The sequence below is a fragment of the Streptomyces sp. CLV115 genome (genome assembly GCF_038448545.1).
Lineage (GTDB): Bacteria > Actinomycetota > Actinomycetes > Streptomycetales > Streptomycetaceae > Streptomyces > Streptomyces sanglieri.
The window spans coordinates 1-15992 of the sequence record NZ_JBCEWQ010000184.1 but is presented as its reverse complement, the minus strand read 5'-3'; the positions used below and the strand labels follow the sequence as shown (position 1 = coordinate 15992).

Annotated in this window: 15 protein-coding genes; 12 read left to right on the top strand and 3 right to left on the bottom strand. The window is 72.0% G+C overall.

Annotated elements, in window-relative coordinates; all coding sequences use genetic code 11:
* The first annotated feature begins 237 nt into the window (after positions 1 to 237).
* Entirely contained in the window at positions 238 to 1245 is a 1008-nt protein-coding gene (locus AADR41_RS36690) for a hypothetical protein (protein ID WP_342286353.1), read from the top strand.
* A gap of 24 nt (positions 1246 to 1269) precedes the next feature.
* Here AADR41_RS36690 and AADR41_RS36685 read toward each other — a convergent pair whose 3' ends face one another.
* Positions 1270 to 3402: a S9 family peptidase gene (locus AADR41_RS36685; protein ID WP_342286352.1), complete on the bottom strand. Its 2133-nt coding sequence runs from the start codon at positions 3400 to 3402 to the stop codon at positions 1270 to 1272.
* A gap of 223 nt (positions 3403 to 3625) precedes the next feature.
* On the opposite strand from AADR41_RS36685, the gene AADR41_RS36680 reads away from it, so the two are divergent.
* The 11 genes from AADR41_RS36680 to AADR41_RS36630 all read left to right on the top strand — a co-directional run bounded on the left by AADR41_RS36680 (position 3626) and on the right by AADR41_RS36630 (position 13538).
* A complete protein-coding gene (locus AADR41_RS36680) occupies positions 3626 to 3820 on the top strand; it encodes a hypothetical protein (protein WP_093896879.1) in 195 nt (64 codons plus the stop codon).
* A gap of 78 nt (positions 3821 to 3898) precedes the next feature.
* Positions 3899 to 4798: an N-acetyl-1-D-myo-inositol-2-amino-2-deoxy-alpha-D-glucopyranoside deacetylase gene (gene mshB, locus AADR41_RS36675; protein WP_342286350.1), complete on the top strand. Its 900-nt coding sequence runs from the start codon at positions 3899 to 3901 to the stop codon at positions 4796 to 4798.
* Positions 4795 to 5241 carry a DUF6113 family protein gene (locus AADR41_RS36670; protein WP_342286348.1) on the top strand — a complete coding sequence of 149 codons (447 nt, stop codon included), beginning with the start codon at positions 4795 to 4797 and terminating at the stop codon, positions 5239 to 5241. Before mshB ends, AADR41_RS36670 begins: the two co-directional genes overlap by 4 nt.
* A 337-nt stretch (positions 5242 to 5578) precedes the next feature.
* Entirely contained in the window at positions 5579 to 7720 is a 2142-nt protein-coding gene (locus AADR41_RS36665) for a hypothetical protein (protein WP_342286347.1), read from the top strand.
* A 179-nt stretch (positions 7721 to 7899) separates the two neighbouring features.
* The gene (locus AADR41_RS36660) at positions 7900 to 8835 is read left to right on the top strand and encodes an ABC transporter ATP-binding protein (protein ID WP_342286345.1); all 936 of its coding nucleotides are present in this window, start codon (positions 7900 to 7902) and stop codon (positions 8833 to 8835) included.
* Positions 8832 to 9572, top strand: a complete 741-nt coding sequence (locus AADR41_RS36655; protein ID WP_342286343.1) for an ABC transporter permease — start codon at positions 8832 to 8834, stop codon at positions 9570 to 9572. The genes AADR41_RS36660 and AADR41_RS36655 overlap by 4 nt, the downstream gene beginning before the upstream one ends.
* Positions 9569 to 10747 (top strand): sensor histidine kinase, encoded by a 1179-nt coding sequence (locus AADR41_RS36650; RefSeq protein ID WP_342286341.1) that lies wholly within the window; start codon positions 9569 to 9571, stop codon positions 10745 to 10747. Before AADR41_RS36655 ends, AADR41_RS36650 begins: the two co-directional genes overlap by 4 nt.
* Entirely contained in the window at positions 10744 to 11355 is a 612-nt protein-coding gene (locus AADR41_RS36645; protein ID WP_342286338.1) for a response regulator transcription factor, read from the top strand. The genes AADR41_RS36650 and AADR41_RS36645 overlap by 4 nt, the downstream gene beginning before the upstream one ends.
* 354 nt (positions 11356 to 11709) lie before the next feature.
* Positions 11710 to 12258, top strand: a complete 549-nt coding sequence (locus AADR41_RS36640) for a DUF3558 family protein (protein ID WP_342286337.1) — start codon at positions 11710 to 11712, stop codon at positions 12256 to 12258.
* A 118-nt stretch (positions 12259 to 12376) separates the two neighbouring features.
* The gene (locus tag AADR41_RS36635; RefSeq protein ID WP_342286336.1) at positions 12377 to 13270 is read left to right on the top strand and encodes a hypothetical protein; all 894 of its coding nucleotides are present in this window, start codon (positions 12377 to 12379) and stop codon (positions 13268 to 13270) included.
* On the top strand, positions 13173 to 13538 hold the full coding sequence (locus AADR41_RS36630; protein ID WP_342286334.1) for a DUF397 domain-containing protein: 366 nt from the start codon (positions 13173 to 13175) through the stop codon (positions 13536 to 13538). Before AADR41_RS36635 ends, AADR41_RS36630 begins: the two co-directional genes overlap by 98 nt.
* Positions 13539 to 13605: 67 nt before the next feature.
* Here AADR41_RS36630 and AADR41_RS36625 read toward each other — a convergent pair whose 3' ends face one another.
* On the bottom strand, positions 13606 to 15120 hold the full coding sequence (locus tag AADR41_RS36625) for an FG-GAP-like repeat-containing protein (RefSeq protein WP_342286332.1): 1515 nt from the start codon (positions 15118 to 15120) through the stop codon (positions 13606 to 13608).
* 121 nt (positions 15121 to 15241) lie between these two features.
* Complete coding sequence (locus AADR41_RS36620) at positions 15242 to 15967, bottom strand: class F sortase (RefSeq protein ID WP_342286354.1); 726 nt, start codon at positions 15965 to 15967, stop codon at positions 15242 to 15244.
* Positions 15968 to 15992 lie beyond the last annotated feature (25 nt).

The window sequence follows — 15992 nt, the reverse complement described above, 5'->3', positions numbered from 1 at the left end:
GGGCGGGGACGCGCCGTCAGGGAGCTCGCGGGCCGGCTGACCGCAGGTCCGTCGACACGGAGGCGATCCGTCCGTCCCGCGGCCGGCACACGGACCGGCCGGCATGGCCGGCGTACAGCCCTGCGGGTGCCGTGTACCGGCCGGGAGGCCGTCAAGTCCTCCCGGCCGGAAGGCCGTTGACGCACCACGCCGGTGAACCCCTTGTCCGGTCGGCAGGGACGGTGGAGTATCGCTCGGGTGATACTCACTCGGGGGGCAAGGGTCACAGGAGCCGTTCTCTGCGCCGCGCTCGCGCTGATCGTCGCGGGCTGGGTCGTACGGGACGTCAGGGCGGCCGACGGCATCGAGCACTTGTGGCACTACTGGGCCGGCTACCGCGACGCCCGGATCTCGCTCGGGCCGACCACTTCGCCGTACGACGTGGTGCTGTTCGTGGTGTATCTCGCCGTGGCCGTCGCGGCCGTGCGGTCCTCGGTGGCCGGTGCCGCGCTGGTCGCCGCCGGAGCACTCACGCTCGTGGTGCGGCTGCCCGGACTCTGGAACATCGGCCAGCCCCGGATGGACTCCCGGTTCGCCGACGACCTGCGCACCCGTGCCCTGCTCTGCGCGTTCGCGTCGCTCGCGGCGGGCATCGCGCTGATCATCACCGCGGCGGCCGGGCGCCGGACACCGCAGGACTGCTCCGAATCCGCCCTTTCCCGGCCGGGTCCGGGCGCGGGGGTGATCGCCTTTCTCTGCCTCGGCGCGGCGGGAGCGGTCACGATCGCCTGGGAGATCCGCCAGGCGGTGCGGATCCCCTCCATCTACCCCGACTGGTTCCTCGGCGGGGACCGGATCTTCCAGGGGCTGACCGACCCGCCGCCCGGCTGGTTCACGGCCGTGCTGGCGCTGCTCTGCCTGTTCGCTGCGGCGAGCGCGCTGCTCCGCGCCGCGCACGCCCGGCCGTTCGGCCTGATCGCCGCCGCTCTGCTGCTGGGCGGTGGCGGGTTGGGGGTGGCCCGGTCGGTGCACGAGAAGCTGCTGGAGAACTTCGCCGATCTGCCGATCGAGGCCCAGCTCACCGTGGTGACCGGGTTCTTCGAGGTGCTCGCCGCAGCGGTGGTGCTGCTGGCGCTGGCGCTGGCCCTGCCGGGCCGGGCCGCGCCCCCGCCCCTGCCCGGCCAGGGCTACGGACAGGGGTACGGCTGTCCGAGCCCCGGCGTCTTCGGGCCGCCGCCCCCGTCCCAGCCGCCGCCCGGCTGGTGACGGGGAAGGCCGGCCGACAGCCGCTCAGCCGAGCAGCCCCAGCGACCGCTTCAGGAAGTCGACCTGGAGCAGCAGCAGATTCTCCGCCACCTGCTCCTGCGGGGTCATGTGCGTCACCCCGCTGAGCGGCAGCACCTCGTGCGGGCGCCCGGCCGAGAGCAGCGCGGACGAGAGCTTGAGCGAATGCGCGACCACCACGTTGTCGTCCGCGAGACCGTGCACGATCATCATCGGCCGCACCTGCTCGGCAGCCTCCGAGAGCCCCTCGTCGGTGATCACCGAGTTGTGCGCGTACACCTCGGGCTGCTTCGCCGGGTCGCCGAGATAGCGCTCGGTGTAGTGGGTGTCGTACAGCCGCTGGTCGGTCACCGGGGCGCCGACCACCGCCGCGTGGAAGATCTCGGGCCGGCGCGTCACGGCCAGCGCCGCCAGGTATCCGCCGAACGACCAGCCGCGGATCGCGACCTTTCCGAGGTCCAGCGGGAACCGGCCGGCCAGCGCCTGCAACGCCTCGACCTGGTCGTCCACGGAGAGCACCAGGTTGTTCTTGACCGCCTTCTCCCAGCCGGGCGAACGCCCCTGCATGCCCCGGCCGTCCGCGACCACGACCGCGAAGCCCTGGTTCGCGAACCACTGCGACGTCAGATGCGGATTGAGGGCGGCGACCACCCGGCGGCCGTGCGGTCCGCCGTACGGGTCCATCAGTACCGGAAGCGGTCCGTCCGACTCTTCGTACCCCTCGGGGAGCAGCACGGCGCACGGAATTCGCCGTGCGCCCCCCTCGGTGAGCCGCACCCGGGCGGAGAGCACCGGCTCCTCGGCGTGGCTCGCCACGGTCGCGATCCGCTTGCCGTCCCGGACCACCTCGACCCGGGCACCGGAGCGGTCGAGGGAGTGGCCGACCAGCACCGTGACCCCGCCCGCGCGGACCGCCGAATGGACCCCGGCCCCCTCGGAGACCCGCTCCACGCCCAGTTCGTTGACCCGGTAGACGTGGGTCTCGCCGATCTCCGGCTCGGCCGCCTCCTCACCGGCCGAGGCCGACACCAGGATGTCCGATTCCCCGATGTCCAGGACCGCCTTGAGCTGCAACTGCGCCCCGGTCAGCAGCCGGTCGCCGACCGCGAGCACCCGGGCCCCGCCCTCGTCCGCGATCCGCACCAGCCGGCCGTCCGGCGCCCAGGCGGGCACTCCGGGGAAGATTTCCAGCCAGACCGGATCCTCGTCGACATGCACCGTACGGGTCGAACCGGTCTCCGGGTCCACCGCGAGGAAGAGGTGACTTCGCTGGTCGCGGGACTGCACCAGCAGCAGCGGCGCCCCGTCCGAGGACCAGTGGACCTGCGCCAGATAGGGGTGGCGCGCCCGGTCCCAGACCACTTCGGTACGGGCGCCGTCCAGGCCCAGCACGAAGAGCCGCACATCGGCGTTGGGCGTCCCCGCCGCCGGGTAGGCGACCTCGGCGGGCCTGCGGTCCGGGTGCGCGGGGTCCGAGATCCACCACCGCTGCACGGTGCCGTTGTCGACCCGGGCGACCAGCAGCCGGTCCGACTCCGGAGCCCACCAGAAGCCCCGCGAACGCTGCATCTCCTCGGCCGCGATGAACTCCGCGAGACCGTACGAGACATCGTCCCCGTCCGGCTCGGCGAGCGCCCGGTCGCCGTCGCCGTCGGCACCCACGACGCGCAACGCACCCTTGGACACATATGCGATGTGTCGTCCGTCCGGTGACGGCCGAGGGTCGATCACCGGGCCCGGAACCGGCAGCGCACGGGCCGTGCCCGCCCGCAGTCCGGCGACGTACACCTTCCCGGAGAGTGCGAAGGCGGCCAACTCGGCGGCCGCGTCCACCGCGTAGCCGACGATCCCCGAGGAGCCCTCGCGGCTGCGCTCGCGCCGGGCCCGCTCCTGCGCCGACAGCCGCTCCGCCGAACCGCCCAGCAGGGCCTCGGGATCGGCGACCACACGTTCCACCGGGGCGCCGCCCCTGGGCAGATCCAGCACCAGCAACCGCCCCGACCGGTCCGTACCGGAGGCCGACCGCAGGAAGATCACTCGCTCACCGTCGGGCGAAACGGTGAACGACCTCGGGGCGCCGAGGGTGAATCGCATGGTCCTGGCGTGCTGACGGGGGAACGAGATCTGCTGCGAAGTCATGTGCCGAACCTAGTCCCTTTCGTTCGGATCGGGCCGGGCCCGACCGGCCCGATCCGGCCGGCTGGCGCCGGTCACCGACCGCCCGGTCGTGCGCCCCTCGTGCTGCTGTGCCCCGATCAATGCGTTGCGACGGATAGTTATGATCCGTAGCGCTCGGTGGGTATGAACCTGCTGGCTCCATGTGTGCTGCCCGTCCCGACCGTACTGATGGAGGTGAACCGCCGTGGCACTCTCGATTTCGGCGGTGGTGCTGCTGGCGATCGTCGTCTTCCTGCTGATCCGGAAATCCGGACTGAAGGGCGGACATGCGGTGGTCTGCGCACTGCTCGGTTTCTATCTCGCCAGCTCGTCGATCGCGCCGAGCATCTCGAACCTGACCACCAACGTGGCGGGCATGATCGGAAGCCTCAAGTTCTGAGGCCCGGCCCGTCGGCGGTCGGTGCGCGGTGGTGACGCGGGGCGGTGATCGGTGCGCCCGGCTCGTAGGGTGGTCCCCATGACGGACCATCCCGCCCGGCGCCTCCTCCTGGTGCACGCGCACCCCGACGACGAGTCGATCAACAACGGCGCCACCATGGCCAAGTACGCGGCCGAGGGTGCCCAGGTCACCCTGGTGACCTGCACACTCGGTGAGGAGGGCGAGGTCATCCCGCCCTCCCTCGCCCATCTCGCGGCCGACCGGGACGACACCCTGGGCCCGTACCGCCGGGGTGAGCTGGATGCGGCGATGAAGGAGCTGGGGGTCACCGACCACCGGCTCCTCGGCGGCCCCGGACGCTTCCGCGACTCCGGAATGATGGGCGCCGAACAGAACCACCGCCCCGGCGCCTTCTGGGCGGCCGACGTGGACGAGGCCGCCGGACACCTGGTGGAGGTGATCCGCTCGGTGCGCCCGCAGGTCCTCGTCACCTACGACCCCGACGGCGGCTACGGACACCCCGACCACATCCAGGCGCACCGCGTCGCGATGCGCGCCGCCGACCTCGCCGCCGACCCCGGACACCGCACCGGGTCCGGTGCCCCGCACACCATCGCCAAGATCTACTGGAACCGGATGCCGCGCACCGTCGCGAAGGACGCTCTCGCCCGTCTCCGGGAGACGGCGCCGGACGTCTTCCCCGGCATCGCCGCCCTCGACGACCTGCCGGGCGTGGCCGACGACTGCCGGATCGCCGCGGAGATCGACGGTTCGGCCCACGCCGCCGCCAAGAGCGCCGCGATGCGGGCGCACGCCACCCAGATCGCCGTGGACGGCCCCTTCTTCGCCCTCTCCAACGACCTCGGCCAGCCCGTCTTCACCACCGAGTACTACGAGTTGGCGCGCGGCACGTACGGGGCGCCCCGGGGCACCCGGGAGGACGATCTGTTCGCGGGTGTGGCGGGAGCGGAGCGATGAGCGACGGCAAGCAGCGCGCACCGCGCCCCCCGGCCCCCTCCGGCTCCACCGCGGCAACCGGCCTCGCCGCCCCTCTCGACCCCGGCCGGATCGCCGCCTACGTGGGCCTCGCCGTGCTGGGCGCGCTCGTCGGGATCGCCGGGGCGCTCGTCCAAGCCGCCTGGTTCCCCGCCGGATTGCTGCTCGCGCTGCTGGCCGCCGCCGGGCTCTTCCACGGTGGGCGCCGGCTCTTCGGCACCCAGCTCGGAGCCCTGGCACCCGCAGCGGGATGGCTGATTTCGATCGTCGTTCTCTTGGGCGGACGCCCGGAAGGCGACTATGTCTTCGGCGACGAACTCGGCCTCACTCTCTTCATGCTGGGCGGGATGGCCGTTGCTGTGATCTGTGCCACCATGTCGCGATCGGCTCGACCGGGCGCCGACGGCGGTCGACCTGGCAGGTGACGGGCCACGTCCGTTGCCGTGACGCCTCCGGTCCGTCCGGCGTCCGCGCAGCCGTTTCCCCCGGTCGCGGGGTGTCCGTCGGCGGCGGCCAGTATGGTGGTTCGCGCGCCTGGAAGGGCGCTGAAGATCTTGACCGGGCTCGTGGCGCCTGGCACGCACATCTGTGGCGTTACCGGACGCCCCGATAGCTTCGCTATGAGGACGCTCCGGCGCCTCGCAGCCGCACGCGCCGGGCGCCGCTCCCTGATCCGGCCAAGATTTCCAGTACTCTCCTGGCCGTCCCCAGGCCTGCGCGTGGGGGAAGTACGGGCGGCGGAGCCAATCGGGAGAACCTGCTTTGAGTCGTGAAACTGACAGTTCGTCCTCCGGGCCCCAGGGGCGCGGAGGAGCCGCGTACCCCTCGGGGACGCCGCCGTACGGATCCCGCCAGTATCCGTCGCTGCACCCTTCGCAGGATGCTCCGGAGGACGCCCCGGAGCCTGCGGACCCGGCCCGCTCCGAGGAGCCGAGAACCGAGACGACGCTGACGACGCGCATCCGGATCAACATTCCGGGCTCGCGTCCCATCCCGCCCGTCGTCATGCGTACGCCCGTGGGCGACGCCGACAGCGCCGACGCCGAGCGCACCGGCAGCATCCCGCGCCCCGGTTCGCCCGCGGCGGACGGTGCGCCGGCCGCGTCCGACGCCGCGCCGGCCGCCGAGGCCCGGACCGATTCCGCGAGCGCGGAACCGGCCGCCGAGAAGCCGGCCGGTCAGAAGAGCGGCAGCGACTGGTTCGCTCCGCGCAAGCCCGCCACGAACACCTCGGTCGTCGGCGGCACGTCCGGCGGCGGTACGGCCGGCGGCGCCGAAGGCATCAGGGGTGCCGCGCCCACGTCGCCCACCCCGCCCCGCGCCGATCTGCCGTACTTCTCGGACGGCCCGCAGCGCACCGGCGACCAGGGCGCGCCCGGCCCCGACGGCTTCGGGACCGGTGGGCCCGTGTCCGGCGGCCCGCGCCCGACGCCGAACCTCGGTGTACGCACCCCCGGCCCCGCCGGACCCACCACGGGCCCGGCCACCGGGACTTCGTCCCTCACTCCGAACCTGGGCGGCCCGGGCGGACCCGGCGGCCAGGGCCCCATGGGCTCCGGCCCAGGCCCGATGGGTTCCGGTCCGACGGGTTCAGGTCCGATGGGCTCCGATCCCATGGGTTCGGGCCCGATGGGTTCGGGCGGTCCGGCGGGCCCGCAGGGCCCCGGCGCCCCCGGTGGCCCGCCGCGGATGTCCGACGACACCGCGGTGCTCACGCCGCAGTTCGCGGCCCCGGCCCCCTCCGGCCCCGGTGGCAACGTCTCCGGTGACACGCTCACCAGCGGCATCCCCGTCGTTCCGCCGGAGCGCCGGGCACCGTCCCTGTTCCCGGGCAAGCCCGGTGCCGGCGGCCCGGACGACCCGATGGGCACCGGACCGGCCGGACCCGGCGGTCCCGCCGCGGCGTCGCCCGCCCCCGCCCCGCGTCCCGAACCGGCGCCCGCGCCCGCGAAGAAGCAGGGCCGCTCCAAACTGGTCCTCCTCGGCGCCGGCGTGGTCGCGCTGCTCGGTGTCGCTTACGGCGCCGGGCTGCTGATGAACCATTCCGACGTACCCAAGGGCACCACCGTCCTCGGCGTCGACATCGGCGGCGGCACGAAGGAAGAGGGCGTCACCAAGCTGGACGCGGCCCTCGGCAAGCGAGCCGTGGCCCCCCTCCAGCTGTCGGTGGACGGCAAGAAGACCCAGCTCGTACCGGACAAGGCCGGGCTCGCCCTGGACAGCCAGGAGACCGTGCGCTCGGCGGCGGGCAGCGACTACAACCCGGTCTCCGTCATCGGCTCGCTGTTCGGCGGCAAGCGCGTCGTCGACCCGGTGATCCCGGTCGACAAGGAGAAGCTCGGTGTCGCGCTGACGGACCTGGCGGGCGTCTCCGGCTCGGCCAACGACGGCACGATCAAGTTCGAGCCGGGCAAGGCCGTCGCCGTACCCGGGAAGTCGGGCAAGACGCTGGACGTCAACCAGTCGATGACCTCGGTGCGCGACGCGTACCGCGCCCAGGTGCAGACCGGTCGGACGAAGGTCGTCCAACTGCCCGTCACCACCAGCGAACCCACCATCGGCCAGGCCGAACTGGACCGGGCGATGAAGGAGTTCGCGAAGCCCGCGATGTCCGGCCTGATCACCATCAAGGCGGGCCCCAAGCAGATCCAGTTCGGCCCGTCCAAGTCGCTGCCGCAGATCCTCTCGATGGTGCCGATCAAGGGACGGCTGATCGAGCACTACGACAAGAAGGCCATCGACACCCTCTGCGACGGCGTCTTCAACGGCATCATGATCACCAAGGGTGACGGCAAGAAGCACCAACTCGGCGCGGACGACGTGGCACACGCCATGCAGACCGCACTGCTCGGCAAGACCCCCGCCGAGCGGACCGTCGTCATCAACCTCGACGGCAACGGCTGACCGCCACCCCGGCGAACGCACCGCACGCCCGCCCCCGGCCGGACCCCCGGCCGGGGGCGGCGCCGTGTCCGGACCACGCCCGCGGCAGCGGAGTCATACGCACCGCATGACATCTGTCATCCCGTTTACACGACCGGCGGCCCTGCCGCGGCCACCCCCTCCTCCGCCACGCTTGACGCATGACAACGACAACCGCCGAGGCCACCGGGGCGCGGACCGCCACGGTCCGCTTCGATCAGGTCAGCAAGGTGTACGGAGCCGTACGCGCCGTCGACGGACTCACCCTCGATCTGCACCCCGGCGAGACCGTGGCGCTCCTCGGCCCCAACGGAGCCGGGAAGTCCTCCACCCTGGATCTGCTGCTGGGCCTGCGCTCCGCCGACTCCGGTTCGGTCCAGGTGTTCGGCACGACCCCGCAGAACGCCATCGCCGCGGGCCGGGTCGGAGCGATGCTCCAGAGCGGCGGCCTGATGGAGGACGTCACGGTCGAGGAACTGGTCGGCCTCGCCTGCGATCTGCACCCCAGGCCCTTCCCGGCGGCGGAGGTGCTCTCCCGCGCCGGCATCGTGCAGATCGCCGACCGGATGGTCAACAAGCTCTCCGGCGGCCAGGAGCAGCGCGTGCGCTTCGCGCTGGCCACCGCCGGCGCCAACGACCTGATCGTCCTCGACGAGCCGACCACCGGCATGGACGTCACCGCCCGGCAGGCCTTCTGGGCCACCATGCGCGAGCAGGCCGATCAAGGCCGCACCGTCCTGTTCGCCACCCACTACCTCGAAGAGGCCGACGCGATCGCCGACCGCGTCCTCGTCCTGCACAAGGGCCGGCTGCTCGCCGACGGCACCGCCGCCGAGATCAAGGCGAAGGCCGGGGCCCGCCGGATCTCCTTCGAGCTGGAGGGCCCGGTCGACGAGGCGGCCCTGCGCGGACTGCCGTTCCTCGCCGCGCTCGACGTCACCGGCAACCGGGTCCGGATCCAGTCGCACGACGTCGACGCCACCGTCCACGCCGTGTACGGACTCGGCCTCTACCCGCGCGAACTCGAAGTCGCCGGACTCGGCCTGGAGCAGGCCTTCGTCGCCATCACCGAGGCCGAGGAGGCCAGGACCGCATGAACACACTGATCAAGCTCGAAGTCACCCGCACCCTGCGGAACAAGAAGTTCATGTTCTTCTCGGTGATCTACCCCTCGGTGATCTACCTCATCATCTCCAGCACCCAGAACACCACCGACCGGATCCCGCACACCGAACTCACCTTCCAGGCCTTCTTCATGGTCTCGATGGCCTCCTTCGGAGCGCTGACCGCCGTCCTCATGGGCAACAGCGAACGCATCGCCAAGGAGCGCGAGAAGGGCTGGGTCCGCCAGCTGCGGCTCACCGCACTGCCCAGCCGCGGCTACATCCTGGCGAAGATCGCCAGCGCGGCGACGGTCACCCTGCCGTGCATCGTCGTGGTCTTCCTGGTCGCCGCCGCCGTCAAGCACGTACGGGTCGAGGTCTGGCAGTGGTTCGCGCTGGCCGGGGTCATCTGGGCCGGTTCGCTGGTCTTCGCCGCGCTCGGCGTCGCCATCGGCTACCTCGCCAGCGGGGACGCGGTCCGCCCGCTCACCATGATCATCTACTTCGGGCTCTCCATCCTCGGCGGCCTGTGGATGCCCAGCGCGACCTTCCCGCAGTGGCTCCAGAACATTTCCGAGTGGCTGCCGACGCACGCGTACGCTTCTCTCGGCCAGGCGATCGAGATGGGCGGATCACCGCACGCAAAGGACGTCGCCATCCTCTGCGCCTACTTCCTGATCTTCGCGGGCGGCGCGGCCTGGCTCTACCGGAAGGACACCCTGAAGGCGTGAACGACGACGAGACGTCCGTGGGCCTCGGAAGCCCGCCCACGAACCGCAAGCAGTTCTGGATCAAACTGCTCTGGATCGGCATCTGGCTCGCGTTCATGGGCGCCCCGGTCAAGGACCTGGCCGACGGCAACCACACCCCCTGGGCCACGGCGCTCGGCTCGCTCGGCCTGCTGACCTTCGTCAGTGCCTACCTGCTGCTGGTCTTCCGCCACACGGCCAAGCCCATGGACCCCCGTCTGGTCCACTCCGCGATCGCCTTCCTCGGCGTCCTGTCCGTCGTCCTCACCCTGACGCTCGGCACCGCGTGGCTGGTGCTCTTCGTGTACGTGGCGGTCTCCGTCGGGGCCACCCTGCCGGCCCGGACGTCCCGTTGGCTCATCCCCGTCGTCACGGCCGTCCTGGTCGGCATCGGCCTGACCGGGAACCACCCCCGCGAGGTCATCACCGCCCTGGTCTTCCCGGCGCTGCTCGGCGGCTTCTCGATGACCGGCGTACGGCAGCTGATCCGCACCACCATCGAGCTGCGCGAGGCCCGCGCGACCGTCGCCCAGCTCGCCGCCAACGAGGAACGGCTCAGGCTCGCCCGCGATCTGCACGACCTGCTCGGCCACTCGCTCTCCCTGATCACTCTCAAGAGTGAACTGGCCGGCCGGATGCTCCCCGACCACCCGGAGCAGGCGGCGGCCCAGGTCGCGGACATCGAACAGGTCAGCCGCCAGGCGCTGATCGACGTACGCGGCGCGGTCACCGGCTACCGCCGACCGACCCTCCCCGGCGAACTCGCGGGCGCCCGCACCGCACTCGCCGCCGCGGGCATCACGGCCGACGTCCCGGCCGAGGCCCCCGACGGCGTCCCCGAGAAGCAGGAGGAGGTGCTCGCCTGGGCGCTGCGGGAGGCGGTCACCAACGTCGTACGGCACAGCGGGGCCCGGCACTGCACGGTCACCCTCGTCCCCCGCCAGACCCTGGACGGCAGGCTCCTCGAACTCACCGTCTCCGACAACGGCGTCGGCCCCTCCGGCACGAAGCCGGGCAACGGCCTCACCGGCATCGGCGAACGACTCGCCGCGGTCGACGGCACGCTGCGGACCTCGGCCGGCAACTCCGGTTCCGGCAAAGGCTTCACCCTGACCTTGAGTGTTCCGCTGGATTCCGGCCTAGGATCCACGGAATGAGCATGATCAGACTTCTCCTGGCCGAGGACCAGTCCATGGTGCGCGAGGCCCTCGCCGCGCTCCTCGGCCTGGAACCCGACATCGAGGTGGTGGCCCAGGTCGCCCGCGGGGACGAGGTACTGGCCGCCGCCCACGAGCACGACATCGACGTGGCGCTCCTGGACATCGAGATGCCGGGCATGACCGGCATCGACGCGGCCGCCGCCCTGCACAGCGAACTCCCGGCCGTGAAAATCGTCGTCGTCACCACCTTCGGCCGCCCCGGCTATCTGCGCCGGGCGATGGAGTCGGGCGCCGACGCCTTCCTGGTGAAGGACGCCCCGGCCTCCCAACTGGCCGCCGCGGTACGCAAGGTGCTCGCCGGTGAACGCGTCATCGACCCCACGCTCGCGGCGGCGGCACTGGCCGACGGCGCGAGCCCGCTGACCGACCGGGAGCGCGACGTGCTGCGCACGGCGGCGGACGGCTCCACCAACGCCGAGATCGCGGCCGCCCTCCACCTCTCGCAGGGGACGGTCCGCAACTACCTCTCCACGGCGATCCAGAAGCTGGCGGCCCGCAACCGCGCCGAGGCGGTCCGTATCGCCCGCGAGAAGGGCTGGCTGTAGCCCGCCGGGCGAGCGCGCTCAGCACGGACCTGGTCTGTGCTTCGATCAACGGGGGAAGCCGGGGCGGCACCGGTACCCGCGAGCAGGCCGGCCGCGGTGAGCACGGCGCACAGCCGCATGGACGGCGTGGAAGCCTCCCGACGAGGGGCGAAGTGGGCGATGGGGCGGGTAGAAAGTCCCACCGGCGTTCATGGCTGCGACCGGCGGACACACGAGCATCCGGGGGAGCCTTCATCGGCCTCGGGCCATGTGCGGCAACGGCACAGTCGCTACGGTGGACCCGCCGACCCGCCTTGGTGCAGACGCGGGATCCAACCTCGGCGTGGGACGCGACGAACCATGAGGAGTGGGTGGATGAGGGGCCGGGATCTGCTGATCGCCTGCATATCGCTGATGACCGTGGGCGGAGCGCTCACCGCCTGTTCGTCCGAACCGCCGCCGCCCGCGCCGCGCCCCTCCGGCATCGCGCAGATCGAGGCGTGCGACTTCTTCACGCAGGACGAACTCGACGAGTACCAGCTCCATGACGCCGCCCAGCTCAACTCCTCGGCCGGCTGCATGTGGCAGGGCACCAAGTTCTTCGAGGGCGCGAGTACCGCCCTGGTGCTGACGCTCTGGGACTCGTCCGCCGACAAGATGCTGGCGGTCCTCGATACGTCCGCCGGGGAGAAGTTCTCCGAGCGGCCCGCCGTCGACGGCCGCCGGGTCTGGCGGGACACGACACCCGGCATGGACGTCAGCTGCGCACTTCTCTTCGAGATCGACGGCTCCTCGTCCGCCGAGCTGAAGCTCTCGGAGTTCCTGGGCGTGTCCGACGTCGAACCCACCCAGCAGGACCTCTGCAAGGGGCTGGACGAACTCGCCCCACGGGTCGAGGCGAAGCTGCCCTCCGTCCGCGGCTGACGGAGGTCCCGTGTGCAAGCGGCCGGGCCAAGTCCCGTAGTTCCAACGGACATGAGGGACGTCGGACGAACCCGGCCGGGGCCCGGCGCCCGACGGGCTTCGTTCGTAAGCTGGTCCCGTGGCGACTGATGGTGCAGAGGACACGGCACCGCAGGGCCCCGGAACAACGATGGACGCGGGATCCGAACGGGCCCGCACCCAGGGGGAGTCGCCGCCCGGCCCCGCACCGGCCGCCCCCGGCTACGCCGACCTGACGACCCGCTCGGCACCTGCCCCGGTTTCCGGCGGGCAGCCGCACACCGAAGCGGACGAACCCTCGGACGCCGTACCGGAAGCAGCCGACATCAGCACCGGCACCGGCGGCGACACGGACAGTGACGCCGACACCGGAGCCCCCTCCCCGCACCGGCGACGCCGCCCCGCCAGAACCCTGGTCGCAGTGGCCGTCGCACTGGCGCCGATCGGCGTCGGGTCGACCTACCTGCCCGACCTGATGGACAAGATCAAGGATCAGGGCGCCTCGGCCATCGGCGCGGGGCCGCAGAAGCAGGAGCCGGACGAGCACCTCTTCACGCCGAAGGGCATGCGCGAGGCGGTGGCGGCGCTGAAGCCGGTGATCGGGGGCACCACCGTCTCCAGCATGAGTTCGCACGGAAGCTTTGTGTCGATCGCTGCCCCGCGCCAGGACAAACCGGAGGTGCTGCACTGGTACGGCTACCGGGACGGCAAGGTGGAGGACGAGGGGCCGGCCGGTGTCACCGAGCAGCCGCCCACGCTCGACCTGAGCAGGTTCGACTGGGACCTGCTGCCCGGCATGTGGCGCGAGGCCCGGACCGGCCTGGGCATCAAGAACGCCGGGCGCAGTCACATGGTGCTGCACCGCGACCCGGACATCGGTCTCCATATGACGCTGTATGTCCGCGACGACTACGGCACCGCGTACATGGACGTGGACAACAAGGGCAAGGTCACCGAGCGCCATCCCCGGGAGACGGCGAATCCGGGTCACTGACGGGCGGGCGGCCCTGCCCGCGTGGCGCGAGTCCGGCTGCGGCGGCGGCAGCAGCGGTGACTGCCCGGAGGCCGGCGAGGCGTACGCGTCCTGGCGCACGTCCTCGTACAGCGGCGGCGCCGGCGGTGACTGTCCCGAAGTGAGCGACTTCTGCACCGCGTGCGTCCCCGTCCGTGACGGCAAGAACCCGCACGGTCCGGCCGTCGTCTTCGGAGCCCCGGCCTGGACGCCGTTCGTGACGGTGGTCAAGGGCGACCGCCCGGCGTGAGGGCGTACGTGCGGGGGCCGCGCCGCCCCCGCACGCTTCCGCGTCCGTCAGCCCGTCAGTCAGCCCGTCAGTCCGTCAGCGTCTCGCTGAAGCGGGACGAGCCGGTCGGGGCGCCGATCGTGGCCGCGCCGAACGAGACGGAACCCTTGGCGACGATGCCGGTGGCATCCGTACCGAAGATCCACAGGGCGCCCCTGCTGCCGTTCTCCGTCGGGTCGCCGACCACCATCTCCGTCCGGCCCCTGCCGTCGTAGTCGCCCAGCGCGAGGGCCGCGCCGAACTGGTCGCCCATCTCGGCGACCCCCGGAACCCCGGCCGTGTACTGGCCGAACTCCTTGGAGCCCGCGCCGCTCACGCCCTTCGGGCCGCCCTTGAGTACCAGGACCCGGCCGGCCTCGCGGATGCCGTTGATCCCCTCGCCCGGCAGGCCCGTGGCGATGTCGGGGTAGCCGTCGCCGTCCGTGTCGCCCAGCGCCAGGCTGTCACCCATCCGGTCGTGGAACTCGGCGGTGCCCGAGATGCCTTCGGAGTCCTGGTTGATCCAGACGGGCTTGCGGGTGGTGCTCTGCCCCTTCGGCCCGCCGTACGAGACGAACAGCGCGCCGCCCTTCTTCACCGGGGTGTCCGCCTGCGACCATTCGTCCCCGCGCCCGATGACGATGTCCCCGTGGCCGTCCTTGTCCAGGTCGGCGATGCCCACGGTGGTGCCGCCGACACCGGCGCCGTCCGCGTCCTTGATCTCGACCGGGGCAAAGAACCCGGTGCGACTGCTCTTCAGCAGGTATGTGTGCTGCTGCCACGGGTCGTCCGGGCCGAAGCCGAGGGTCACCAGATCGCCGACGCCGTCGCCGGTCACGTCGCCGACGGCGATCTCCGAGACGTCGAGCAGGTCGGTGCCCTCGACCGAGAACGGACTGGTCCTGCTCCACTTGCCGGTGCGGTCGATCGGGCCGTGCAGGATGTGGCCGCCGAGTCGTGCGTCGTCCACCGCGATGTCGGCGATGCCGTCACCGTCGACGTCGCCCACGGCCAGGTCGCCGAAGCCGTAGACCTGGTCGCCGGGGATGGGCTTCAGGAGCAGGGCGTTCTTCGAAAGGCCGGACGGGCCGCCCCAGTTGACGGTCAGCACCGTGCCCTTGGCGCCGTTGGCCCGGTATGCCCAGGGGCGGCTGACGAGATCCGCGTAGCCGTCGCCGTCCAGGTCGGCGCTGCGCAGGTTCGTGCCGTAGCGGGCGTCCCCGGGGTTGCTGATGCCCGGGCGGTCCGGCCAGGTCAGCACCTGCTTGTGGGCGGAGGACAGACCGCCGGGGCCGCCGAAGAGGACACTCACGGCGCCCGCACCGCCCTCCGGGTCGCCGAGGACGGCCATGGGGGCGCCCACGGCGACATCGGGGTAGCCGTCGCCGTTGAAGTCGTCGTGCAACCGCTTCGGGCTCGGGGTGCCCGCCGTGGCCGCGGCCGGCTTCGCCGTGGGGGCGGACGACCTCGCGGCCGCGTGGCCGGCGGGCGCCGCGACGGCTCCGGCGACCAGGACGATGCCGGTCGCTACGGCCAGGCGGCGGCGGTGGGAGAGAGCAGGCATGTCGGTCAACTCCGGTGCTCGGAACGTGAGTCGGGGCAGTACGGAATGAGCTTCCGTACTGCCCCGTACGACCCGGCGGCCCGGCGGATGGTTGTGCCGCACCACCGGCGGCCTTCGTCGGTCAGCCCTTCTTGAAGCTGTCGAGGTGGGCGAAGGCCACCACGTTGTCCTCGTAGTCCTTCGCGGTCTTGTTGTACGCGCCGCCGCAGGTGATCAGGCGCAACTCGGCGGAGTTGGTGTCGGCGTAGACCCGGTCGTCGGGGAACTTCGCCTTGCTGAACTGCTCGACGGAGTCGACCTTGAACGTGGCGACCGAGCCGTCCGCGCGAGTGATGTCGACCTGGGCCCCGGGCCGGAGGTACCGGAGTTGGAGGAAGACGGCGGGGCCGGTCATCGTGTCGACATGGCCGGCCACGATCGCGGAACCCCGCTCGCCGGGGGTGGCGCCGTCCTTGAACCAGCCGACCAGGTTGTTGTCGTTGGGGGGCGGCGCGTCCAGCTGACCGGTGGCGCCGATGGAGAGATCGGTGAACGGCGCGTCCACGCCGATGGCCGGGATCCGCAGCCGCTTCGGTACGGAACGCTCCATCGCCGGGCCGACGGTGGCCTTGGACGAGGTCACGGGGGCGGGTGCGGCGTGGGAGCCGAGGACCTCGGGGACGGCGGACGAGACGGCGGCGGCGGCGGGCGGGGCCTGCGGCTTGTCGTCGACCGAGGTGCCGAAGGAGTTGTAGATCAGGACCATGCCGAGCCCGGCTGTCACGGCGGGCCACATCAGGGCGCGGCCCAGTGTGGTTCGGGGGGCAGTCCGGGTGGGGGTGGAGCCGGTCGACTGCGGGGCGGCCATGGGAACGTGCCTTTCGGTTGTGCGG